This is a genomic window from Halothiobacillus neapolitanus c2 (genome assembly GCF_000024765.1).
Lineage (GTDB): Bacteria > Pseudomonadota > Gammaproteobacteria > Halothiobacillales > Halothiobacillaceae > Halothiobacillus > Halothiobacillus neapolitanus.
On sequence record NC_013422.1, the window covers coordinates 2,093,395 to 2,117,141 of the forward strand.

General features: G+C 56.0%; 22 protein-coding genes and 1 tRNA gene. 6 read left to right on the forward strand and 17 right to left on the reverse strand.

The window, feature by feature from the left end; translation table 11 throughout:
• Positions 1–10 precede the first annotated feature (10 nt).
• The 17 genes from nuoG to HNEAP_RS12355 all read right to left on the reverse strand — a co-directional run bounded on the left by nuoG (position 11) and on the right by HNEAP_RS12355 (position 15,924).
• Positions 11–2,395, reverse strand: coding sequence for an NADH-quinone oxidoreductase subunit NuoG (nuoG, locus tag HNEAP_RS09740; protein WP_081441192.1), 2,385 nt, complete (start codon positions 2,393–2,395; stop codon positions 11–13).
• A gap of 25 nt (positions 2,396–2,420) precedes the next feature.
• Positions 2,421–3,710: an NADH-quinone oxidoreductase subunit NuoF gene (gene nuoF, locus HNEAP_RS09745; protein ID WP_012824813.1), complete on the reverse strand. Its 1,290-nt coding sequence runs from the start codon at positions 3,708–3,710 to the stop codon at positions 2,421–2,423.
• A 4-nt stretch (positions 3,711–3,714) separates the two neighbouring features.
• Positions 3,715–4,212 carry an NADH-quinone oxidoreductase subunit NuoE family protein gene (locus HNEAP_RS09750; protein WP_012824814.1) on the reverse strand — a complete coding sequence of 166 codons (498 nt, stop codon included), beginning with the start codon at positions 4,210–4,212 and terminating at the stop codon, positions 3,715–3,717.
• Positions 4,212–5,465, reverse strand: a complete 1,254-nt coding sequence (locus tag HNEAP_RS09755) for an NADH-quinone oxidoreductase subunit D (RefSeq protein ID WP_012824815.1) — start codon at positions 5,463–5,465, stop codon at positions 4,212–4,214. Before HNEAP_RS09755 ends, HNEAP_RS09750 begins: the two co-directional genes overlap by 1 nt.
• 2 nt (positions 5,466–5,467) lie before the next feature.
• Positions 5,468–6,202, reverse strand: coding sequence for an NADH-quinone oxidoreductase subunit C (locus HNEAP_RS09760; RefSeq protein ID WP_012824816.1), 735 nt, complete (start codon positions 6,200–6,202; stop codon positions 5,468–5,470).
• A gap of 37 nt (positions 6,203–6,239) precedes the next feature.
• A complete protein-coding gene (locus tag HNEAP_RS09765) occupies positions 6,240–6,719 on the reverse strand; it encodes a NuoB/complex I 20 kDa subunit family protein (RefSeq protein ID WP_012824817.1) in 480 nt (159 codons plus the stop codon).
• Positions 6,710–7,066: an NADH-quinone oxidoreductase subunit A gene (locus HNEAP_RS09770; protein ID WP_012824818.1), complete on the reverse strand. Its 357-nt coding sequence runs from the start codon at positions 7,064–7,066 to the stop codon at positions 6,710–6,712. The genes HNEAP_RS09765 and HNEAP_RS09770 overlap by 10 nt, the downstream gene beginning before the upstream one ends.
• Positions 7,067–7,199: 133 nt before the next feature.
• A tRNA-Leu gene (locus tag HNEAP_RS09775) sits at positions 7,200–7,284 on the reverse strand.
• Between the two features lie 80 nt (positions 7,285–7,364).
• Positions 7,365–7,823 (reverse strand): preprotein translocase subunit SecG, encoded by a 459-nt coding sequence (gene secG / locus HNEAP_RS09780; protein ID WP_012824819.1) that lies wholly within the window; start codon positions 7,821–7,823, stop codon positions 7,365–7,367.
• Positions 7,823–8,593, reverse strand: a complete 771-nt coding sequence (gene tpiA, locus HNEAP_RS09785; protein ID WP_012824820.1) for a triose-phosphate isomerase — start codon at positions 8,591–8,593, stop codon at positions 7,823–7,825. The genes secG and tpiA overlap by 1 nt, the downstream gene beginning before the upstream one ends.
• A 126-nt stretch (positions 8,594–8,719) precedes the next feature.
• The gene (gene glmM / locus HNEAP_RS09790; RefSeq protein WP_012824821.1) at positions 8,720–10,060 is read right to left on the reverse strand and encodes a phosphoglucosamine mutase; all 1,341 of its coding nucleotides are present in this window, start codon (positions 10,058–10,060) and stop codon (positions 8,720–8,722) included.
• 164 nt (positions 10,061–10,224) lie between these two features.
• A complete protein-coding gene (locus tag HNEAP_RS09795) occupies positions 10,225–10,941 on the reverse strand; it encodes a c-type cytochrome (RefSeq protein ID WP_012824822.1) in 717 nt (238 codons plus the stop codon).
• Between the two features lie 169 nt (positions 10,942–11,110).
• Positions 11,111–11,920 carry a dihydropteroate synthase gene (folP, locus tag HNEAP_RS09800; protein ID WP_041600424.1) on the reverse strand — a complete coding sequence of 270 codons (810 nt, stop codon included), beginning with the start codon at positions 11,918–11,920 and terminating at the stop codon, positions 11,111–11,113.
• Positions 11,921–11,975: 55 nt separating this feature from the next.
• Positions 11,976–13,943, reverse strand: coding sequence for an ATP-dependent zinc metalloprotease FtsH (gene ftsH / locus HNEAP_RS09805; RefSeq protein ID WP_081441193.1), 1,968 nt, complete (start codon positions 13,941–13,943; stop codon positions 11,976–11,978).
• A gap of 60 nt (positions 13,944–14,003) precedes the next feature.
• Positions 14,004–14,633 (reverse strand): 23S rRNA (uridine(2552)-2'-O)-methyltransferase RlmE, encoded by a 630-nt coding sequence (gene rlmE / locus HNEAP_RS09810; protein ID WP_012824825.1) that lies wholly within the window; start codon positions 14,631–14,633, stop codon positions 14,004–14,006.
• A gap of 131 nt (positions 14,634–14,764) precedes the next feature.
• Entirely contained in the window at positions 14,765–15,208 is a 444-nt protein-coding gene (locus tag HNEAP_RS09815; protein WP_012824826.1) for a copper chaperone PCu(A)C, read from the reverse strand.
• Positions 15,205–15,924, reverse strand: coding sequence for an SCO family protein (locus HNEAP_RS12355; protein ID WP_012824827.1), 720 nt, complete (start codon positions 15,922–15,924; stop codon positions 15,205–15,207). The genes HNEAP_RS09815 and HNEAP_RS12355 overlap by 4 nt, the downstream gene beginning before the upstream one ends.
• A gap of 216 nt (positions 15,925–16,140) precedes the next feature.
• On the opposite strand from HNEAP_RS12355, the gene yhbY reads away from it, so the two are divergent.
• The 6 genes from yhbY (at position 16,141) to HNEAP_RS09850 (ending at position 23,714) form a co-directional block, all read left to right on the forward strand.
• Entirely contained in the window at positions 16,141–16,461 is a 321-nt protein-coding gene (gene yhbY, locus HNEAP_RS09825) for a ribosome assembly RNA-binding protein YhbY (protein WP_012824828.1), read from the forward strand.
• 18 nt (positions 16,462–16,479) lie between these two features.
• Entirely contained in the window at positions 16,480–17,163 is a 684-nt protein-coding gene (gene aat / locus HNEAP_RS09830) for a leucyl/phenylalanyl-tRNA--protein transferase (RefSeq protein WP_012824829.1), read from the forward strand.
• A 65-nt stretch (positions 17,164–17,228) separates the two neighbouring features.
• Positions 17,229–19,229 carry a cation:proton antiporter gene (locus HNEAP_RS09835; RefSeq protein WP_012824830.1) on the forward strand — a complete coding sequence of 667 codons (2,001 nt, stop codon included), beginning with the start codon at positions 17,229–17,231 and terminating at the stop codon, positions 19,227–19,229.
• Positions 19,230–19,358: 129 nt separating this feature from the next.
• Positions 19,359–19,592, forward strand: a complete 234-nt coding sequence (locus HNEAP_RS09840; RefSeq protein ID WP_012824831.1) for a hypothetical protein — start codon at positions 19,359–19,361, stop codon at positions 19,590–19,592.
• Positions 19,593–19,767: 175 nt separating this feature from the next.
• Positions 19,768–23,247: a transcription-repair coupling factor gene (gene mfd, locus HNEAP_RS09845; protein WP_012824832.1), complete on the forward strand. Its 3,480-nt coding sequence runs from the start codon at positions 19,768–19,770 to the stop codon at positions 23,245–23,247.
• Positions 23,244–23,714 (forward strand): RDD family protein, encoded by a 471-nt coding sequence (locus HNEAP_RS09850; RefSeq protein ID WP_012824833.1) that lies wholly within the window; start codon positions 23,244–23,246, stop codon positions 23,712–23,714. The genes mfd and HNEAP_RS09850 overlap by 4 nt, the downstream gene beginning before the upstream one ends.
• Positions 23,715–23,747: the final 33 nt, after the last annotated feature.

Genomic DNA, 23,747 nt, shown 5'->3' on the forward strand with positions numbered 1-23,747 from the left:
AAGAATTGGGTCAACATGCCACGACCTCCCGTGACACTTCAACCAAACCGCCGATGGCTGGCAGCGCAACACTCGCTTCGCTGACATAAATCAGCAATGCGCCTTGCGGCACGGAATCATCGAATTTAACCGTCATCTCCGTTGAACAACCGGACTGGGTGATGGTCACGACACTGCCCTCATCCCAGTTCTGTTGCGCAGCATCAGCCGGGTTAACGAGGCAATGGCGCTGTTTATTCGCCAAATCCGTTACTTGCAAAGGCTTGGCACGGCGAATGACGCCATCGACGGCATACATCGCCACTGGTGCAATGCGCACCCAGCCATCCGCCGATGGGGCAGTCGCCGGTCGGACAGCGCCGAGTACGTCACTTTCGTTGCTCAGGCTGACCTGAGCGCACTGGGATTGCACTTCCGCACGCACCTCGGCGGCGTCCATGAAATCAAAGCCACTCAGATCCAGTAGATTACCGAGAACGCGCAGTACCTTCCAACCCGGACGGGACTGGGCCCAAGAGCGGACGATGCCGCGTTGTGGCTGCCAACGGCCTTCGCCATTGACCCACGTGCCCGCAGATTCAACAGCGGTACCAATCGGCAGTAAAATATCCGCAAACTCAAGTTGGCTGGGGGTGAGGTGAGAAACCAGACTGACCACGCATTCTGCCGCACGCAAGCGGTCCAACGCTTCAGCGCCCGCCTGAGTATCGAGATCCGGATCGATACCACACAACAACATCGCAGGCTTAGGCGACTGCAGCAGTGTTTGGGCATTTGCTCCTGATCCGACAGCAGCCTGACCACCCGCCAGACGATGCGGCACGGCGCCCGCCAACCAAGCCCCCGGCTGATTACCGCCTTGCGGCAGAATGCCCAGAGAAACATCAAGCGCCTTGGACAAACGACCGGCCAGATAGCGAATCGCGCCGTACTGCGGATCGTTCTGCGCCAGATGCCCCAAGAAGATCGCAGTATTCGCGCCTTTTTTGAGATCAGCAAGAATTTGAGTGCACAGTTCCGTATCGACCGGTGCAGACTCTGTGAGCCCTTCGGGCAAAGTCACGCCTGAGGCTCGACTCAAGGCAATCAGCACATCCAACAAACCGCCGTCTGGAGCACAAGCCCATTGCGCAGCGGAGAAGGTCAGAGATTCTTTAACCGGATAAACCACATGTATTCGGGCGCGCTTGGTCAACGCCGCCATGCGCAGACGATGACCAAACAGTGGAATGTCCTCACGGATCGAACCACCGATCACCAGCACCGATTTGAGCTGGCTGATCTGGGCGATGTCTATGCCAAACCACGGCATGACCGGATCGCCCGCATCGGCCGAGAAATCAGTCTGGCGCAGGCGATGATCGACGTTATTCGAGCCCATGCCACGAATGATTTTCTGGAACAGGTACAGTTCTTCAAGGCTCGAGTTGGGAGAGATCAGTCCGCCCAGGGCCTGAGCGCCCTGCTGCTGCACGATGCCTTGAATTTTTTCGGCCACAAGAGCGAGTGCGGTATCCCAATCCGTTGCATGCCATTGCCCATCTCGCTTGATCATCGGCTGTGCCAGACGATCTTCGGTAAACAAGCCGGTGTAGGCATAACGATCGCGATCCGATAGCCAGGTTTCATTGATCAGATCGTTATCGCGCGGCACCGTACGCATGACCTGTCCATCACGCGTGTGGAGGTACAGATTAGAGCCGAAGGCATCATGAGTTGAGATGTGCGCTTGCTGCACCAATTCCCACGGACGGGCGGTATATCGCGACGGCTTGGCCGTGAGGGCACCCACCGGGCACAGGTCAATCACGTTGCCGGATAATTCTGATGTCACGCTTTTGGCAATGTAGGTGCCGATTTCCATGTGATCGGAACGACCAACCACACCCAATTCTTTCAAACCGGCGATTTCTTCACCGAAACGCACACAGCGCGTGCAGTGGATGCAGCGCGTCATATCGGTGGCAATCAGTGGACCGATGTCTTTATCCTTGACGACCCGCTTGACCTCGGAGTATTGCCCGACGCCTTCACCATAACCCATGGCCAGATCCTGCAACTCGCACTCACCGCCCTGATCGCAAATTGGGCAATCAAGCGGGTGGTTGATCAGCAAAAACTCCATGGTCGCACGTTGCGCCGCCAGCGCTTTCGGGCTGCGCGTTTGCACCTTCATGCCTTCGGAAATGGGCGTGGAACAGGCGGGCAACGGCTTAGGCGCACGAGCCACTTCAACCAGACACATGCGGCAGTTGGCCGCGATCGATAGTTTGCGGTGATAGCAAAAGCGTGGAATGTTGATGCCCGCCTGATCGGTCACTTCGATCAGCATATCGCCCTTGCGTCCTTTCAGGGGGAGGCCATCAACTTCGATGGTGATCAAATCGTCATGAATACTCAAAGACTTAACCCTGTTTCTGTTAGACCGTCGCCAAACCGTCAGCAATCATGCTGTGGCCATGCTCGATGTAATATTCAAATTCGTGACGGAAATGCTTAAGGAAGCTCCGCACAGGAACGGCGGCCGCATCGCCCAACGCACAAATGGTTCGCCCTTCGATCTTGCTGGCCACATCATCCAATCGGTTCAAATCGGCCATGGCGCCTTTGCCTTCAACAACGCGGGTGAGCATCCGGTAAAGCCAACCAGTACCCTCACGGCAGGGCGTGCATTGACCGCATGACTCCGAATAGTAGAAGCGAGAAATGCGGCGCAAGGCTTCGACCATGCATGCCGAGTCATCGATCACGATCAGGCCGCCCGAACCAAGGAACGTGCCTGATTTGGCGATCGAGTCATAATCCATGTTGGTCTGCATCATCACGGAACCCGGCACTACCGGAGTAGAGGTACCGCCCGGGATCACCGCCTTGAGCTTGCGACCTTCGCGTACGCCACCGGCCATGGACAGCAGTTCACTGAAGGGTAAACCCATGGGGATTTCAAAGACACCCGGCTTGTTCACATGACCTGAAACCGAGAACAACTTGAGGCCGCCGCTGTTCGGCACGCCCAAGTCCGCAAACCACTGGCCGCCGTTGCGCATGATGGCGGGAACCGACGACAGTGTTTCGGTGTTGTTTACCGTGGTCGGACGTCCGTACAAACCAAAATTTGCCGGGAACGGGGGCTTGAATCGCGGTTGGCCTTTCTTGCCTTCCAGAGATTCGAGTAAGGCCGTCTCTTCCCCGCAGATGTAGGCGCCGGCGCCCAACGAGCCGTACAGATCGAAATCAATGCCGGAGCCTTGCAGATTTTTGCCCAGCAAGCCCAACTCGTACGCTTCCTTGACCGCGGTTTCAAAACGGCGGAACACCAAGTCGGTGAACTCGCCGCGCATGTAGTTGTAACCCACCGTGGCGCCAATGGTGTAACCCGCAATCGCCATGCCTTCCACCAGAGCATGAGGATTATTAAGCAAAATCTGACGATCTTTCGCAGTACCCGGCTCGGACTCATCCGAGTTGCAAACGACATACTTCTGACCGGGCGCATTGCGCGGCATGAAGGACCATTTGAGGCCGGTCGGGAAGCCCGCACCGCCTCTACCGCGAAGGTTTGAGGTTTTCAGTTCTTCGATAATCAGTGCGGGATCGGTTTTTTCGGCCAGGATTTTGCGCCAGGCCGAATAGCCTCCGGTCTTGAGGTAACTCTCAAGCGTCCAGGGCTCATCAAACTGCATCGTCGCAAAGCAGACTTGTTCCGTCATCGCGTCACTCCAGCTTATCGAGGATGGCGTCGACCTTTTGAGGTGTCAGCCGTTCGTAATAGACATGATCGACCTGCATCATCGGACCGCCGTCGCAGGCGGCCAGGCACTCTTCTTCCACTTTAAGGTAGATTCGGCCATCAGGAGTCGACTCACCGAGCTTGATACCCAGTTTCTTCTCACAATGCGCCACAATCTCGTCCGAACCCATCAAAGCACATGAAATGTTGGTACAGATGGAGACGTGATGCCGGCCACAGGGTTTGGTTTCCAGCATGGAATAGAAAGTCGCCACTTCATAAACCGAAATAGGCGGCATTTCGAGGTACTCGGCAATCGCATCCATCAAATCCGTAGTCAAATAACCTTCATTCTGGTGCTGCGTTTCGCGAAGTGCGGCCAGCACGGCCGACTGCTTCTGCTCGGGCGGATACTTGCTAAGCCAATGATCAATCTCATGGCGCGTGTGATCGCTCAGCAAATGGATCTTACTGTCTTTCATTAACGGTCCACCTCACCAAAAACAATGTCTTGCGTGCCGATAATCGCCACGACATCGGCCAGCATGTGACCACGCGACATCTCGTCCAAAGCAGAAAGGTGCGCAAAGCCCGGCGCGCGGATTTTCAAGCGATAAGGTTTGTTGGCGCCATCAGACACCAAATAGATACCGAATTCACCCTTGGGATGCTCGACCGCGGCATAGGTCTCGCCTTCTGGGAGGCAATAACCCTCGGTGAACAATTTGAAATGGTGAATCAGCGATTCCATGTCCGCCTTAACTTCTTCTCTGCGCGGCGGGGCGATCTTACGGTTATCCACCATGACCGGACCTGGATTCTTGCGTAGCCAGTCGATACATTGCGTGATGATTCGGTTGGACTGCCGCATTTCTTCGACGCGAACGAGGTACCGATCGTAGCAATCACCCGTGACGCCCACAGGAATGTCAAAGTCCAGTTGGTCATAAACGGCATAAGGCTGTTTCTTGCGCAGATCCCACTCGATACCGGAACCTCGCAGCATCGGGCCGGTAAAACCCAACGCAATCGCGCGATCCGGTGGAACAATGCCAATGTCAACCGTACGCTGTTTCCAGATTCGATTATCGGTGAGCAGCGTCTCGTACTCGTCCACATAACCCGGGAATCGCTGGGTGAAATCCTCGAGGAAATCCAGCAGGGAGCCTTGGCGAGATTCGTTCATCCGACGGACATCGCGCTCGCTATGCCACTGTGATTTCTCATACTGCGGCATTGAGTCGGGCAAATCCCGCGCTACGCCGCCCGGACGATAATATGTGGCATGCAAGCGCGCACCGGAGACCGCTTCGTAGCAATCCATCAGATCCTCCCGCTCGCGGAAGGCATAGAGGAAAACGGTCATCGCACCGATATCCAGTGCGTGCGCCCCGAGCCAGAGCAAGTGGTTCAGAATACGGGTGATCTCGTCAAACATAACGCGTATGTACTGCGCCCGTTCGGGAATCTCGAGATTGACCAACTGCTCGATAGCACGAACATAGGCATGTTCATTGCACATCATGGAAACGTAATCCAGTCGATCCATGTAACCGATAGACTGGTTATAAGGTTTGCTCTCGGCCAGTTTTTCGGTTCCACGATGAAGCAGACCGATGTGCGGATCGGCGCGAATAATGGTCTCGCCATCCATCTCCAGCACAAGGCGTAATACGCCGTGGGCAGATGGATGCTGCGGACCGAAGTTCAACGTATAATTGGCAATTTCCGGCATGATCAGCGCCCTCCCCGTGTGGGCTCTTCGGGCACGACGTAACGGCTATCGTGGCGATGTACTTTGGGCACCAGCACACGCGGCTCAATGGAAACGGGCTCGTAAACCACCCGATTCTTTTCCGGGTCGAACCGAACTTCGACGTTACCGATCAATGGAAAATCCTTGCGCATCGGATGACCCACAAAGCCGTAATCCGTAAGGATCCGGCGCATGTCGGGATGGTCATCGAACAGAATACCAAAGAGGTCGAAGGCTTCACGCTCGAACCAATTTACAACCGGCCAGACGCTCACGACCGAAGGAACCGTAGGCAATTCAGCATCGACGCAGGGAATCCGGACACGGACACGCCAGTTGTGCTTGTATGAAAGCAAATGAGCCACGACGGCGAAACGAGGACGGTCCTGATTACCTGACCGCATCTCATCCCCGAACTTCAGGCGAGCATTACTGGCCGGTTCAACGCCGCGACTGTAACCCGCGTAGGACACACTTTCTTCGCCTGCCCATTCTTGCCGGCCAAATTCCAAATAGTCGATGCCACACAGGTCGACGCATTGATCAAAGTGCGTTTCAGGCGCAGAAGCCAAACGCTTTGCCACTTCTTGCCAATGCGCCGCCGCCACTTCAATAGTGATTTCATCCAACGCAACGGTCAGATTAACCAACAGATCGCCAAGCACAGATTCCAGGGCTGGTTTCAGGGCCGGATTAAGCCTTTGCTGCACAGTCATAATGATCTACTTTGCCTATTGTTTTGCGCCAACACAATCAGCTCCGTGCGATTGTATTGGTACGGCGAATCTTGTTCTGAAGCTGAATAATCCCGTACAGCAAGGCTTCGGCCGTTGGCGGACAGCCCGGAACGTAAATATCAACTGGCACAATCCGGTCGCAACCGCGCACAACGGCGTAAGAATAATGATAGTAGCCGCCACCATTGGCGCAGGACCCCATGGAAATAACCCAACGTGGTTCAGCCATCTGATCGTAGACCTTGCGCAAAGCCGGGGCCATTTTATTGACCAGGGTGCCAGCCACGATCATCACATCCGACTGACGCGGGCTGGGGCGGAAAACAACGCCGAACCGGTCCAGATCGTATCGGGCAGCGCCCGCATGCATCATTTCGACCGCACAACAGGCCAAACCGAACGTCATGGGCCAGAGCGAACCGGTACGCGCCCAGTTAATCAGCTTGTCGGCAGAAGTGGTGACGAAGCCTTTTTCGAGAACACCTTCTATTCCCATTCCAGCGCCCCCTTCTTCCACTCGTACACGAACCCGACGACCAGAACCCCCAAGAAGATGGCCATGGCAATCAAACCGAAATGGCCGATCTGATCCAGGGCTACAGCCCAAGGGAACAAAAAGGCGATTTCCAAGTCGAAAATAATGAAAAGTATGGCAACTAAATAGTAACGCACATCAAATTTCATTCGAGCATCTTCAAATGCAGCAAAACCGCACTCATACGGAGCGTTCTTCGAAGAATCTGGGCGGAAGGGAGCCAGAAGCTTACCGCCGAACAACAGCCCCAATGAGAACAGTACGGCAACGCCGAAGAAAATCAGGATGGGAAGATAACCTTCTAGCACGGGGCACCCTCTCGGTCAGCGCGAACCAACGTTCGCTTGATTTTTAGCGCGCAAACTAAAACCCAGCACACAAGCATCTCCTGCGGACTGGCCAACGTTATTGTTGTTATTATTATTACTTTAGTACATAAATTGGTGCGGACGGTGGGACTCGAACCCACACAGCTTTCGCCACTACCCCCTCAAGATAGCGTGTCTACCAATTCCACCACGTCCGCGAAATCTGCGCCTGCCTTCACCAGCGATCAAACTGGCGCAACAGACTTTCTACTCTGTACAAGCCAGGTCATTTACCAGGTCACTTACTCGGCACATCGTCCGGCTTGGTTGAACCATTAGCCGCCGGCGCGACCTGCTCGCTGCCCCCCGATGTGGATGGCACATCAGAAGGTTTACCTTGACTCGCTGGTGCAGGGGTCACTGACTCAGAAGTTGAAGGCACTGAATTCTGTGGATTTGGCTTAGAACCATCCCCAGAGTCCGTCTTTGAAACGGGCACAGAATTTACCACGCTGGAAGGACTATGTGAAGTATTAATGACGTAGGCAAGAAGCAAACTGGTTGCAAAGAAAGCGACCACAAGCCAACCCGTCAATTTTTGCAGAAAGGTAGCTGCGCCACGCGCGCCAAATACAGTGCCAGACGAGCCTGAGCCAAACGCAGCCCCGGCATCTGCACCCTTGCCATGCTGGATCAGCACCAAGCCAATCAAGGCCAAACCAATCAGTACATGCCCAATCAAAATCAATGTTTGCATCACACGGTTCCAAGCGAGTCGGCCGCAGCACGACAAATAATCATAAAATCTTCGGCCTTCAAGGATGCGCCGCCAATCAAGCCGCCATCAATGTCAGGCTGGGAAAACAGTTCGGCAGCGTTATCCGGCTTCACCGATCCACCGTACTGAATGCGCACGGCACGCGCGACCGATGCGTTTTGCCCTGCAATCAGACCACGAATCGTAGCGTGCATTGCCTGCGCCTGCTCGGGCGAAGCAGTCAAACCGGTCCCGATCGCCCAGACAGGCTCATACGCGATAACGATTCGATCAAATGCAGCGACACCAACCTCGTTAATGACCGCCTGCACTTGAGAGCAGACGACTTCATCCATATGCCCGGATTGACGCTCTTCCAAAGTTTCGCCCACACACAGAACGGGCATGAGACCGGCTGCCAGAGCGCGCCCGACTTTGCGAGCAATCACGTCATTCTGCTCACCGAAAAGTGCCCGGCGCTCGGAGTGACCGATCAGCACATGGTGACAACCTACATCACGCAGCATGTCTGCCGAGACTTCGGCCGTGTAGGCACCCTCGACATACTCCGAGCAATCCTGAGCACCAACCTTCAAATCCGTATGCGCTGCTTGGCGCACCGTTTGCGGAATAAGAACGAACGGAGGGCAAACCCCTACGTCGATCGCATCCAATCCCGTTACCCCGGCAAGAATGCCCGCCACCAACGCCTCCGAAGAGGCCGTAGAGCCATTAAGCTTCCAGTTTCCGAGTACGATTGGCTTACGCATGCCGTCCTATTTCCCCTTGGTTTTGCCCTTTCTGGAACGCACCCGCGCCCAATCTGTTATCAAAAAGGCCGATTAGGTTACTTGTACAAACGCGTTAAATCAATCACTCATACGCACTTATCACGACTAATCCTCATGGGATAGAGCGATGTCCGTTACTTCCTGCGCCAGCTTTTTCGCCTGTTTCTCAACCAAATCAGCCTGCTTACCCTCAACCATGACTCGAATCAGGGGCTCAGTACCCGATGCACGAAGCAGGACGCGACCATCATCACCCAGAACTTTTTCGACAGCCTGCACCGCCGAGGTGATGCGCGGCTGACTCAAATCACACTTCTGGTCCGTGCGCACATTGATCAGGGTCTGCGGAAAAATTGACATTTTTTGGGTGAGTGCGCGCAAGCTTTGACCACTGGCCTTCATCGCTGAAAGAACCTGTAGCGCAGCCACAATACCGTCGCCCGTGGTATGCCGGTCCAGACACAAAATATGTCCGGAGGACTCGCCACCCAAGAGCCAGTCATGACGCTTCAGGGTTTCGTGCACATAGCGATCACCAACATTAGCCCGCACAAAGGGCAATCCCAACGCCTTGATTGCCAACTCGAGACCGAGGTTACTCATTAGCGTGCCGACCACGCCACCGTTGTAACCTGATCGACTGACACGATCCGCCGCAATGATGTACAGCAACTGATCGCCATCCAGCACCTGACCCTCGGCATCGACGAGCAACACGCGGTCTCCATCACCATCCAGTGCCACACCAAGATCCGCACGGAACTCTGTAACTGCCCGCTGAAGCGAGGCAGGATCGGTCGACCCCACGCCTGCATTGATATTTAATCCATCCGGTTCAACGCCAATTCGAATCACTTCGGCACCGAGCTCCGTGAACACGCGCGGTGCAACCTGATACCCGGCTCCGTTGGCGCAATCGACAACGATCCTCAGATTCGACAAGGACAAACCGGTTTCGATTGAGCTCTTGCAGAACTCGATATAGCGACCCGGGGCATCGTCAATACGTTGCGCCTTGCCCAATAAATGTGGACGGGCCACGGTCATGGGTTCGTCCAGCATGCGCTCTATTTCAGCCTCGATCACATCCGGTAATTTTTCTCCATGTGAGGAGAAAAATTTAACACCATTATCCTGAAACGGGTTGTGAGAAGCGCTGATAACCACACCAGCCGATCCTCGCAACGTGCGCGTCAGGTAGGCAATGGCTGGCGTGGGCATTGGCCCCAGCAAACGAACATCGACGCCTGCAGCAGAAAAACCCGCCTCAAGTGCCGACTCGAACATGTATCCGGAAATTCGTGTGTCCTTTCCAATAAGCACCCGACGGCGTCCTTCCTGACCCAGTACCATGCCTGCGGCCCAGCCGAGTTTAAGCACGAACTCCGGCGTCATTGGCCATCGCCCTACAGTACCTCGGACACCATCGGTCCCAAAAACCTTCATACCCGTTCACCTTAAACTTCTTCTGCCGCCCGCATCCTAACCGAAATCGCGCCTGCCGCCACTCAATAGTGCTCAGTCAGAGAAATCGCCCAAACAAAAAACCGCCTCATCAAAAGGCGGTTCATAGGGACAACACCACCTTAAGGAGGTGGCGATCGATACTGTTACTCGGTCTGAGCCATGTTGTTGTCAGCGCCTTTAACATTCATTTGAGAAATGTAAGCGGCCAAGTCACGGATCTCTTCAGGCGTCAGGTATTTCGCTTGTGCGTTCATGACATAAGAGTACTGGCCCAACTGCTTGCCAGACTTGTACATTTCAAGCATTGAAGTGGTTGCAGAAACCGGCAATCCAGAAAGCTTCGGTGCATTCAGGAGTTTTCCACCCTCGCCCTCTGCACCGTGACAGACGGCACAGCTTGAGAACAGCGCATGACCAAAGCCGATGTTGGCATCTGCCTTGATCATGTTGGCTGCAGGCGCAGCAGCAGCCGGTGCCGCAGCAGCAGGCGCACTTGCTGCCTGTGCACCGCCACCAAGGGTAGCGATGTAAGCGGCGAGGTCAGCAATATCTGCCGGAGACAGGTTGGCGGCCTGAGGCGCCATGGTGCCATAGCGTGCGCCACCAAGGTTATGAGCCTTCAGTGTAGCCATATCGCCTTTTTTGAACGCAGTCAGGATGGTTTCAGCATCCGCCGCGTTCAAATGAGTCAACGCGGGGAAAGCCCCCCCGTTACCTTTTCCATCTGCGCCGTGGCAGGCTGCGCACGTTGCAAATTTTGTTTTACCCGCAGCAGCATCACCTGCGGCCATTGAAACCACGGGCTGAATCATCAAACCGCCCAACATGACAGCCAATAGCGAACGACGCATCATTTTCATAGTTACTCTCTCGTTTTTATCATGACAATTTGAACGCAATGCACTTCAACAGGCACACGCCGATCAAATACCCCCGACTAGGTAAAATATCAGAGAACACTAATGGGGAACAACCGGATGCGTCTTATGCATCAATAAATAAATATATGGTCACGGCAATGAAATCAAATCAAAAATGAGACAAACAGGTTGCCTTATACAGCCGAAGCCCGTCTCTCGTCGCCGCCACATCATGGACCCGAACAATGTCCGCCCCGCGCTCCATTGCCATCACAGCGAGCACGACGCTTCCAACCACCCTATCGGAAACAGCTCGCCCCGTCACCTCGCCGATCATTCTCTTTCGCGAAAGTCCGACAAGGATGGGCATATTTCTGGATTGAAATTGCCCCAACTGAGCAAGAAGTTCGAAGTTCTGCTCGGTAGTTTTCGCAAAACCGAAGCCCGGATCAAGCATCAGATGGGACCGAGGAATACCCGCAGCGATGGCAGCCTTCACCCGCTCATCCAGTTCCGCCAGCACATCTGGCACCAGATTTTCGTACTGGCACAGACTCGCCATCGTCGATGGCTCACCCCGCATATGCATCAAGCACACCATGGCACCCGAAGCCTGTACGGCTTGCCGCGCCGCCTCCAGCGCCCCCGGACGAACCAACGCCCGCACGTCATTGATAATGGATGCACCCGCATTTGTCGCAGCGAGCATAACCTCAGGCTGACTGGTATCGATCGAAACAGGCAGATCGAAACGCGCCCTGATGGCCTCGATCACCGGCACGACTCGATCGAGTTCTTGCTCGACTCCGACCTCTGCGGCACCGGGGCGTGTCGACTCGCCGCCCACATCAAGGATATCGGCTCCATCTGCCAGCAAGGTCGCAACAACGTCGACCACCTTATCGATATCGATTTTCTCGTGTCGAAAAAAAACACCCCCGTCCGAAAAGGAGTCAGGAGTGATATTCAAAATCGCCATGATTCGTGGCGACTTATGGGGAAGCCGCGACACAATCGAACCCCGCACGGAAATATCAGTGCTGGTTAGCCGGACCACCAACCGTATCCGACGGTGGTGCGGGTTTTTCCGCAGGTGGAGATGCCTCTTCAGGCTGCTTAGTCTCAGACACCGTCTCCCCGCTTGCTGGGGGCGTCTTGCTGCCTGAATCAGAGCCTGCACCCCAGTCAGCAGGATCTCGAACCGGTCGACGCGCCATTAGATCATCAATCTGAGCCACGTCGATCGTTTCGTACTTCATCAGGGCATCAGCCATGGCATGCAGAATGTCGATGTTGTCGGTCAACAACTGGTGGCATCGCTCGTAGTTGCGATCAATCACGAGTCGCATTTCGGCGTCGATCACACTGGCGGTGTTATCGGAAATATTACCCCCCGGCACCGACCGGCCGAACATGGCGTCGCCGTCCTCTTCGGAATAGGCGAGCGTACCGAGTTTGTCCGACATACCCCATTTGGTGACCATGTTGCGGGCAATTTCGGTCGCACGCTCAATGTCATTCGATGCCCCGGTGGTGACCGCTTCCGCGCCAAAAATCAGCTCTTCAGCAATCCGCCCGCCAAACAGGCTGGAAATATTGGATTCGAGCTTGCGCTTGGAGTAACTGTAGCGATCTTCATCCGGCAGGAACATGGTGACACCCAACGCACGACCGCGCGGGATGATGGAAACCTTGTACACCGGATCATGTTCCGGCACCAAACGACCAACAATCGCATGCCCCGCCTCATGATAGGCAGTCAGTTTCTTCTCGGCTTCGCTCATCACCATGGATTTGCGCTCGGCGCCCATGATGATCTTGTCTTTGGCGCGCTCAAGATCAGCCATGACCACTTCGGATTTGTTCGCACGAGCGGCAAACAAGGCCGCCTCGTTCACCAGATTGGCGAGATCGGCACCGGAGAAACCCGGCGTACCCCGTGCAATCAGGTTGGGAACGATGTCGGCAGCAGCCGGCACCTTGCGCAGATGAACCTTGAGGATCTGCTCGCGACCACGCACGTCGGGCAGGCCAACCACAACCTGGCGGTCGAAACGACCCGGGCGCAGCAAGGCCTTGTCGAGCACGTCGGGGCGGTTGGTTGCCGCAATGATGATCACGCCTTCATTGCCTTCGAAGCCGTCCATCTCGACCAGCAACTGGTTCAGAGTCTGCTCGCGCTCGTCGTGGCCACCACCCATGCCGGAGCCACGGTGACGACCGACCGCGTCGATTTCATCGATAAAGATGATGCAAGGGGCCTGCTTTTTGGCCTGTTCGAACATGTCCCGAACACGGGAAGCACCCACACCGACAAACATTTCGACAAAATCGGAGCCCGAGATCGTGAAGAAGGGGACTTTCGCTTCGCCCGCCACCGCGCGCGCCAGCAAGGTTTTACCGGTACCTGGCGGGCCGACCATCAGCACGCCACGCGGCACCCGTCCACCCAGACGCTGGAACTTGCCCGGATCGCGCAGGAAGTCGACCAGTTCCACGACATCCTGCTTGGCCTCATCGGCACCGGCCACGTCGTTGAAGGTCACCTTGACCTGATCTTCACCTAACAGACGTGCTTTGGATTTGCCGAAACTCATGGCGCCACGGCCACCACCGCCCTGCATCTGACGCATGAAGAAAATCCAGATACCGATCAGCAACAGGAACGGGAACCACTGGATGAAAATTGTCATCAACAAGGAAGGGCGTTCTGGCGGCACGGCATTGATTTTGACGTTATTGCTCAACAGGTCACCGACCATCGCACGATTATCCGTTTCCGGGCTGTAAGTCTGGAAAGCGGCACCCGAGCTGGTTTTGCCGGTAATGGTCTTGCCTTCGATAATGACCGAATCGATGCTTCCACCCTTCACATCACTCAAAAACTGCGAATAGCTCATCGGTTGAGTCGCCGTCGAGCGAGAGCTGAAACTGTTGAACACGGTCATCAAAACAACCGCGATCACCACCCAGACGAGAATATTTTTCGTTAAATCGTTCAACACGCCACCTCTGCTCCAAATTGACGGGCAGCCATACCCCGACAAGTAAAATTTATAGCCTTAACCATATACCACGCGCTTGCCGCGCGCCACCAAATACACTTCACGCGAGCGCGGACGGGATGCCTTGGGCTTACGCACCACGACACTTTTGAAGGCGCTCCGGGCATTCTTCATGAGCGCATCAAAACCTTCTCCCTGAAATACTTTAGTCACAAATGCCCCCTCGGGCTTGAGCATGTGATGACAAAAATCCAAAGCGAGTTCCGCCAGATACATCGCACGCGGGATATCGACGGTTTCAACACCGCTCATGTTCGGCGCCATATCAGAAATCACAAGATCGACCGGCGCATCACCGAGCAACGCGGTCAAATGCGCCAGCACTTCTTCCGAGGAAAAGTCACCCTGAATTACCGTTGTATGGGCAAAATGATCCATAGGCAAGAGGTCGAGCGCAAAAATATGCCCCCGATCGCCCACGACCTGCGCGGCATATTGCGTCCACCCACCCGGCGCAGCACCAAGATCAACCACACGTTGCCCCGGTTTCAAGAAACGGTCCCGTTCGTTGAGCTCCATGAGCTTGTATACGGCGCGCGAGCGATAACCCTCCCGCTTGGCACGCAGGACAAATTCGTCACGAAAGTGTTCAGCCAGCCAACGTTGGCTGCTATTAGACCGGGCCATAGGCTCCCCTGATCGTCGATTAATCGGGCATTATCGCTCGAAGCGAGGCATTCACCAAACCGGAAGGCAAGAAAAAACCGGCCATCAAAACCGGTTTTTACGTTACCTCGACCGCTTCTGGTCAAGACTGATCAGTGCTTCATCATACCGGACATCGCAGACCGTTTTTTCACGGGCACGCTGACCGTTTCATGCGAGCCATCGGCAAACGTGAGTGTAACCGGCAGCGAGTCGCCCGCTTGCAGCCGTTTTTCAGGCTGGATCAGCATGATGTGATAACCACCGGGAGCCAATCTCGTTTCACCGTGGGCCGGCACAACGATCTCTTTTTGCTCGATCATTTTATGCATGCCATTAACTTCGATCGACTGGTGCAACTGGACAAGTTTGAAGCCGGGCGCCTCCGCTTTGACCAATGCCTCCGGCTTGTCGGTCTGGTTGATCATGTTGAGAAAAACCGCGCTCGCCATTGCCCCCGGAGGTTGCTCGGGAATCCAGGCATCGGTAATCACGGGCGCCGCAAATGCACCGCTACTCATCACCATAAACAGAGAACCCACGAACACTCGTTTCATTGCACCACCTCTTTGAAAAATCGAACCAAAGCCTGATCCATCGCCGCCGGATCATGCGGTGATGGCAAAATGGCGACCATCTTGCCATCAGGGGAAATCAACCGGTACGCGGTATCGTGATCAATTTCATAACTTGCGTCACCGGGATTATGCGCCGAGATTCGGTAGCCCGCCTTCATCGGTTTGGTGACCTTATCGATCATCGACCGCGCGCCCGTCATACCAATAAACTGCTTATCGAAATAATGAACGTACTCATTGATCCGCTTGGGCGTATCCCGCTCGGGATCCACGGACAGAAACACAATCTGCCATTTCACGCCGGGCAATGACTGCTGTAACTTCGGCAACAACCCCGCCAAAGCGGTCAACTCGGTCGGGCACACATCGGGACAAAAGGTATAACCAATATAAAACAGCGTCCAATGCCCCTTGAATAACTCTGGCGTCTTGACCAGCCCGTTTGCCGTCATGAATTCGGCAGGCGGCACGCTGATGGGCGATTTCAGCGAACGCATCACCAGCAAATCCTTCGGCTCGAAAGCGGACAGCCGCTGAATATTGACTGCACGCTCATTGATCGAGCCAGTCTGACTCTGGTCGCCACAAGCAGAAATTCCGAGCGAGACGAATGCGCCCAAGGCCAGCAGCGCCAGAACACGCACCAACATCAGCGACACATGCGGGAATCGACGGCCATAACGAGCATGCGACATGAAATGCACCTTTCAAAATTATTGTTCCATCACCGCAGCCATGCTTCCACCACGCCGGGAATCGATTGGTTAAAAATGATTAAACCGTTAATATGCCTGTCGTTGGGCACCAGTCACAATGTGTGATTTCACACACTTCCTTCTTGGCTGCTTCCATTTGGTTCTTTATGTCTTCGGTATGCCGATACCGCCCCATTTCTCACCAGCAAGATCAGCATGGCTCTCACAAACAAACAAAAACAGTTTCTGCGCGCACAGGCCCACCACCTCAATCCTGTCGTACTTCTTGGTCAACACGGGCTAACCGATGCCGTCATGGCTGAAATCGAGCTTGCACTGAGTATTCACGAGCTCATCAAAGTGCGCATCCCCGGCCAGGATCGGGACGACAAGAAGAATATGATGCAGCAGATCGCCACCACGACCGGTTCCGAGTTGGTGCAGTCTGTAGGGCACATCGCCGTGTTTTACCGCCCCGATCCGGATGGTACGCGTTTGGCGCTACCCAAAGCCACCCCAGGAACCAACCGTCGTTAACGGGTTTTAACTAAAACCATGATTCTGCCTTTTCTGAGCGAAGGTGAACATGCGGATCCCGACGACTTTCCACCAGTACACCGGGCACTCACGGAACCCAATGGATTACTGGCGGTAGGGGGCGATTTAACTTTATCCCGCATGATCTGCGCCTACAAACGCGGCATTTTCCCCTGGTTTGGCGCAGGCGATCCCGTGCTTTGGTGGTCGCCCGATCCGCGTACGGTACTGACACCCACCGGCTTTCACCTTTCCCGCTCACTTGCCAAATGGCGCCGCCAGCAACGTTACCGAATTTCGGTGAATGAAGCCTTCGCGGACGTGGTTGCTGGCTGTGCTGCTCCACGATCAGATCAGGACGGTACTTGGATCGTGCCGGACATGTTCAAGCTGTTCATCGAATTGCATCAGGCAGGACACGGGTATTCCATCGAGATATGGGATGGCACGCAACTGGTCGGCGGCCTATTCGGTGCTAAATTCGGCCGCGCTGCGTTCGGTGAGTCCATGTTCAGCCGGGTACCGAATGCATCCAAACTCGCCCTGGCGGCGATCCTCATCGATCAGAGTTGGGGGGAGGTCGACTTTCTCGATTGCCAATTCACAACCACGCACCTGCTCAGCCTGGGTGCGGAAGAATGGTCGCGAAGCCTGTTCATCCACCGTCTGAACCGGAGCATGACGCCGCAAGATGACATTTGACGAAACCGGCGCCAGCCGCGATGATCAAGGTTCACGCCCCTGAACACTGACCGAATGATACGCACATGACGATGCAACACGACACGATGGCCTCCTTACTCATTTTATTGATCATTTCGGTCGTCGCCGTGGTCGGGCTTCGTCGTTTGCGCCTGCCCGCAATCCTGGGTTATCTCTTCGTGGGCGTTGTCGCCGGCCCCTACAGCCTGGGCTGGATCGGCGATGTCAAAGACATTCACCTGATCGCCGAATTCGGCGTGGTATTCCTGCTTTTCATGCTTGGGCTGGAGTTCTCGCTGCCGCGCCTGATCGCAATGCGCCGCGCGGTCATGGGCATGGGCGGCGCACAAGTTATCGCCACGGCCGTTGTGACCGGTGTCGCGGCCTGGCTGATGGGGTTTTCTCCTGCCGCCGCTTTCGTCCTGGCCGGAGTGCTGACGGTTTCTTCCACCGCCATCGTCATCAAGCAATTGGGTGAACAGCTGGAGCTCAACAGCCGTCACGGCAACAACGCGGTCGGGGTGCTGTTGTTTCAGGATCTGGCGGTCATCCCTTTTTTGATCATCATCCCTGTTCTGGGTGTGCAAGCCGGAGACGCGACGACCGCGCAACTGAGCCTGAAGATCGCCCTCACCATTGCGGCCGGCATCATCGCCGCTGCCGCCCTGTTTTTCGGCGGACGCTGGGTTCTGCGGCCACTGTTTCGGGAAATTGCGCGCGCCCGTTCCGCCGAGCTGTTTACCATTGCCGTGCTTTTGGTGGCTCTGGGTGCGGGCTGGCTGACCAATCAGGTCGGATTATCTTACGAGCTGGGCACTTTTCTGGCGGGCATTGTGCTCTCCGAAACGCAATACAAGCATCAGATCGAAACGGATGTGCGGCCCTTCCGTGACGTACTGCTCGGCCTGTTTTTCATCACCATCGGCATGATGCTGAATGTGCGCGAACTACCGGACGTGTTTGTCTGGGTCCTGCTGCTGCTGGGGCTGCTGGTGGTGATCAAGACCAGCATCATCTTCGTGATCGGCCGGGCCATGGGCGAAGAACCGGGCGTTGCCTTGCGCACGGGATTGGTGCTGGCGCAAGGCGGCGAATTCGGGTTCGCCATGCTCGCGATCACCGCACCGGAAATCATGACCGACTACCAACGGCAGATCGTGCTGGCAGTGGTTATTTTCTCGATGGTTTTGACACCAATCTTAATCAAAATCAACGGCTTGATTGCCAAACACATGGTGCCGAGTTATAAGAAAAACCGAGCAGAGCAGACCGAAGCGATTTCACAATTCACCAACGAGCTCAGTGGCCATGTGGTGATTTGCGGCTTTGGCCGCGTAGGCCAGAATGTCGCCCGGCTGCTGCAAAGCGAGGGATTTGAATACGCCGCCATCGAAATTGATCCGGATATCGTGCAACAGGCTCTGCAAGCTGGTCTGCCGGTGCATTTTGGCAACTCCACCCACGCAGATATTCTCGAAGCGGCCGGCTTGAGCCGCGCGCGCGCCTTGGTTATTTCTCACCTCGACGACAGTGCGGCCATCAAGACGACCGAGGTGGCGCGCAGCCTGGTCGCAAAGATTCCGATCATGGTACGCGCCCGCACGGACGAGCAACTCGATCCCCTCTACGAAGCGGGTGCCACCGATGTCGTGGCCAGCATCTACGAGATGAGTCTGGTGCTCTCGGGCAATGTTTTACGTGCGCTGAACGTGCCGGTTTCCAAGGTCATCCGCCAGATTCAGGAAATCCGTCGGGAGAATTATGCACCTCTCAGGCACACCTATGCGGGCAACCGCGCTCGTGACAGCAACGATTTCATCCCGCTCGCGCCGCGGACCCTGCGCAACATTTCACTGGTTGAAGGTGCGTTCGCCATTGGTCGAACGCTAGAGGGCTGCCTGCCCAGCAATAAAACCATTGTGGTCGACGCCATTAATCGATCCGGGATTCGCGGCGAAACCCCGCAGAGCGATACTGTGCTGCAGCAAGGCGACACGCTCACGCTCTACGGCGCGCCCGAGGAGCTCGACAGCGCGGAACATTTCCTGCTCTCCGGCAGGGAGTGAACGACCGAAAGGCAAACCCAAAATGAACACAAGCAAATGCACCATCAAGAAAAGAGTCGTATCATCGTGCAGTGGCATTTGTGATTTCAGCCAGTTCAAATCGAGAAGGCCAGATCGAAGGAGTCAGTCATGATTAATGTTCAACCAGCCTACACCAACACCCCCCTGGCGGATGGTGCACTGGACCTGACGGCTAATCAGAACCCGAATTTCAGCTCAGCCCAGACGCGCAACATGCCGGTGGAACCGCAGACACCCAACCGGGTCAGCAGCCCGGAGCAAGTAGCGGCGGCCATCAGCAACCCATCGCCCAATGACAAATCCACCGATTCGACCGGCACCCTGCTGGACGTTCGCGTCTGACGATTATTCAGACTGGAGCATCGCTTAACGTGTTCCGGTGTAACTCGGGATAACGCCGTTTCGGCCCAACTGTAACCGAATTTCGGCGCCATTCGACCCTGAATTGAACGACAACGGGTGCGCATCGGCGCCAAATGGGCCACAATCCTGTTCGTTTATTTACTCGAAACTGATCATGGCGCCCACCAGAACCGTTCCATTCGTCGCTCCGAAATCATCGAACGACCCGCTATTCCTCCGCAGTGCCAGCTTTATCGGCACAGCCTTCAGCTTGGCCGAATTTGCCCGGCGCACCCCGCAGGCACTTTTGGTCATCACGCCCGACAGCCGTCAAGCCAACGAGTTGGCCGAGGCGCTGGCTTTATTCGACTTCCCTGCGGATATTTTCCCTGACTGGGAGGTGTTGCCCTACGATCGCTTCTCGCCGCATCAGGACCTGATTTCCGACCGGCTCGCCCGACTCTGGCATTTGCCGCGCACGCAAAGTGGTATCACTCTGATCGCCGCGCCAACCGTGTTACAGCGTCTGGCACCGCCTTCGTTCGTCACCGGCCACGGTTTTTTGCTCAAGGCAGGCGACACCCTCGATCGTGAGGCCTACCGCCAGCAACTCACCGATGCGGGGTATCTGGCAGTTAGCCAAGTGGTGCAACCCGGCGAATTTGCGCTGCGCGGCGGACTGATCGATGTGTTCCCAATGGGCATGAGCCAGCCGGTGCGGATCGATCTGTTCGACGATGAAATTGAAACTCTGCGGCTGTTTGATCCGGAAACCCAACGCTCGGCCGATCCGGTCGCAGAAATCACCCTGCTTCCCGCGCGTGAGTTCCCGCTCAACGAAGAAGGCATTGCCCTGTTTCGCCGTAATTGGCGCAACCGCTTCGAGGGTGATCCGACCCGCAGCCCTGTGTACAAACAAATCAGCGAGGGCTTGATTCCGGCGGGCATCGAAACCTATCTGCCTTTATTTTTTGAACATACGGGTACCCTGTTCGACTATCTGCCCAAAGACGCCCTGTTGTTTACGCTGCCCGGCGTCGATGAGGCATTAGCCAATTTCATCGAAGACACCATCGCCCGCTTTACCCAACGCGCCGGGGATGTCAGCCACCCAATCCTACGACCAGACGAGCTTTATCAAACTGCCGAGCAATACCAGCAACAGATAAAAAGCTGGCCGCGGCTGATCACGCTGGATACAAACGACCCGACCATGCCGCAGGCCATCGTCCTGCCACATCAACCGCTGCCGCCCATGAGCGCGCCGGCACCCCGCTTGGCGCAACGAGGAGAAGCCGAGCTCCTCGGTCTAACAACATTTATAGAGACCTTCACCGGACGTGTTCTGGTGACGGCGGAAAGCCCGGGCCGACGCGAAGCCTTGGGCGAATTACTACAAAAAGCAGCGCACCCCGTCACTGTTTTCGAACACTTTGGGGATTGGTTGCGCAGCGATGCGGGTCTGGGATTGCTGGTCTCACCCATCGAACACGGGGCCATCATCCATCTGCCCGATGCGCCCGTCGCGCTGGTGACCGAAACCGATCTTTTTGCTGAACGCGTGGCACAGCGCCGCAAATCCAGCGCGCGCACCCGCGATGCCGACGCGCTGATCAACAACTTAAACGAACTGGCCGAAGGCGCACCCGTGGTGCATGAAACCCACGGCGTCGGGCGATTTGGTGGCTTAGTCACGCTGGAAATGAACGGGCTGGCGCAGGAGTTTCTGATCCTGTATTACGCCGGAGACGACAAGCTCTACGTACCCGTTTCTTCACTGGAGCTCATTTCCCGCTACACCGGCGGCAGTGAAGAAACCGCGCCGCTGCATAGGCTTGGCAGCGGCCAGTGGGAAAAGGCCCGCAAGCGCGCCGCCGAACAGGTACGCGATGTGGCCGCCGAACTACTGGACATTCACGCCCGGCGCGCCGCCAAACGCGGGCAGGCGCAGCCCACGCCCGAGGAAGAATACGCCCGATTCGCCAATAATTTTGCCTTTGAAACCACGCCCGATCAGCAATTGGCGATCGATAGTGTGCTGGCAGACATGGCACGCACGCAACCGATGGATCGGGTGGTATGCGGCGATGTCGGTTTCGGCAAAACGGAAGTCGCCATGCGGGCGGCCTTCGTGGCCGTGATGAATGGCAAACAGGTCGCCGTGCTGGTGCCGACCACGCTGTTGGCCGAACAGCATTTGCGTAATTTCCGCGACCGTTTCGCCGGCTGGCCGATCAACATCGAAGGCCTATCCCGCATGAGCAATGCCAAAAAAACCACCGAAGTGCTGGCCAGCGTGGCATCCGGCAAGGTTGATGTGGTTATCGGCACGCACAAGCTGCTCAGCGACCATTTGGATTTCAAGGAACTGGGCTTGGTCATCATTGACGAGGAACAACGGTTTGGCGTACGCCACAAGGAACAGCTCAAGCGCCTGCGCGCCGAGGTCGATCTACTGACTCTCACGGCTACGCCGATTCCACGCACCCTGAACATGGCGCTCTCCGGGATACGGGATCTGTCGATCATCGCCACGCCGCCGCGTGAACGGCTGTCGGTCAAAACCCTGCTCTTGCGCTGGGATGATGCCCAGATTCGCGAAGCGGTACAGCGCGAACTCAAGCGCGGCGGACAGGTGTATTTTCTGCATAACGAGGTGCGCAGCATCGAGCGGATGGCCAAGCAATTGGCCGATCTGATTCCCGAAGCGCGGATTGCCGTTGCCCACGGCCAGCTCTCGGAGCGCGGGCTGGAGCAGATCATGGCCGATTTCTATCATCAGCGGTTCAATGTCCTGCTTTCGACCACCATCATCGAATCGGGCATCGACGTGCCCACCGCCAACACCATTTTGATCAATCGTGCTGATAAATTCGGCCTTGCCCAACTGCACCAATTGCGCGGGCGGGTTGGCCGGTCGCACCACCGTGCCTATGCCTATCTCATCACGCCGGAACCGGCGCAAATGACCCCCGATGCCGTCAAACGCCTCGATGCCCTGGCGGCACTCGAAGAACTGGGCGTTGGCTTCACGCTGGCCACACACGATCTGGAAATTCGCGGTGCGGGCGAACTGCTGGGCGATGGTCAATCCGGCCAGATGCATGAAGTCGGTTACACGCTGTACATGGACCTGCTCGATCGCGCCGTCAAAGCGCTTAAATCGGGCAAACAACCCGATCTGGCCGGGCCGCTTGAACGCCAGACCAGCGAAGTCGATCTTGGCCTGCCCGCGCTCATTCCCGCCGATTTCGTCGCCGATGTCCACACGCGCTTGATTCTGTACAAGCGCCTGGCAAACTGCGCCGATCAAACCGAGATAGACCGCATGAAAGTCGAGCTGATCGACCGCTTCGGCCTGCTGCCGGATGCCACGCAAACGCTGATCGAAACCCATCGGCTGCGCTTGCTCGCTCGTGGCATCGGCATCAAGAAAATCGAATGTGCCAGCGGCGGCGCGCGCCTCGTGTTCGGTGAACAGGCCACCATCGATCCGGTCAAACTGGTCAAACTCATCCAAACCGAACCGAATCGCTACCGCCTTACCGCCGATACGCTCAAGGTCACACGAGCGGAAAACGAGCCAGCTTGGGATGATCTGCCTGCGCGCAACCAAGTTATCCAGCAACTCATCAAACAACTGGTAGCCCAATGAACCCGCCAGCCAGCCTATGGCGCCGGGCTGCCGCTTTGTTTTACGACAGCCTGTTCGTGTTTGCCGTGTTGATGTTGGCTACGCTGATCGTGTTGCCACTGAATGGTGGGCAGGCCATGCCGCAATCCGGCCCGCTTGCCTGGGCCTATCACGTCTATCTTGTGGCCTGGGTCGGGGCCTATTTCAGCCTGTTCTGGTGTGTCGGCGGACAGACGCCGGGCATGAAGGTCTGGCATATTCAGGTCGTTATTCCCGCACCGTGTTTACGCACCGCCTCCCTTCGTTTTCTCGGTGGCGGATTGAGTTTTCTGCTACTGGGAATTCCATTCTGGCTGGCGCAAGCCGATCGTGAAAAACGCAGCCTGATCGATCGCATTCTGGGCAGCCGCGTAATTCATCTACCCAAACCCACCGGGCGAACACGAACCAAAGCAACATTCAAACCAAAAGACAAGGATGAGACATAGCATAATCGGCTTAACACCCTCGCCCCTGCCCCT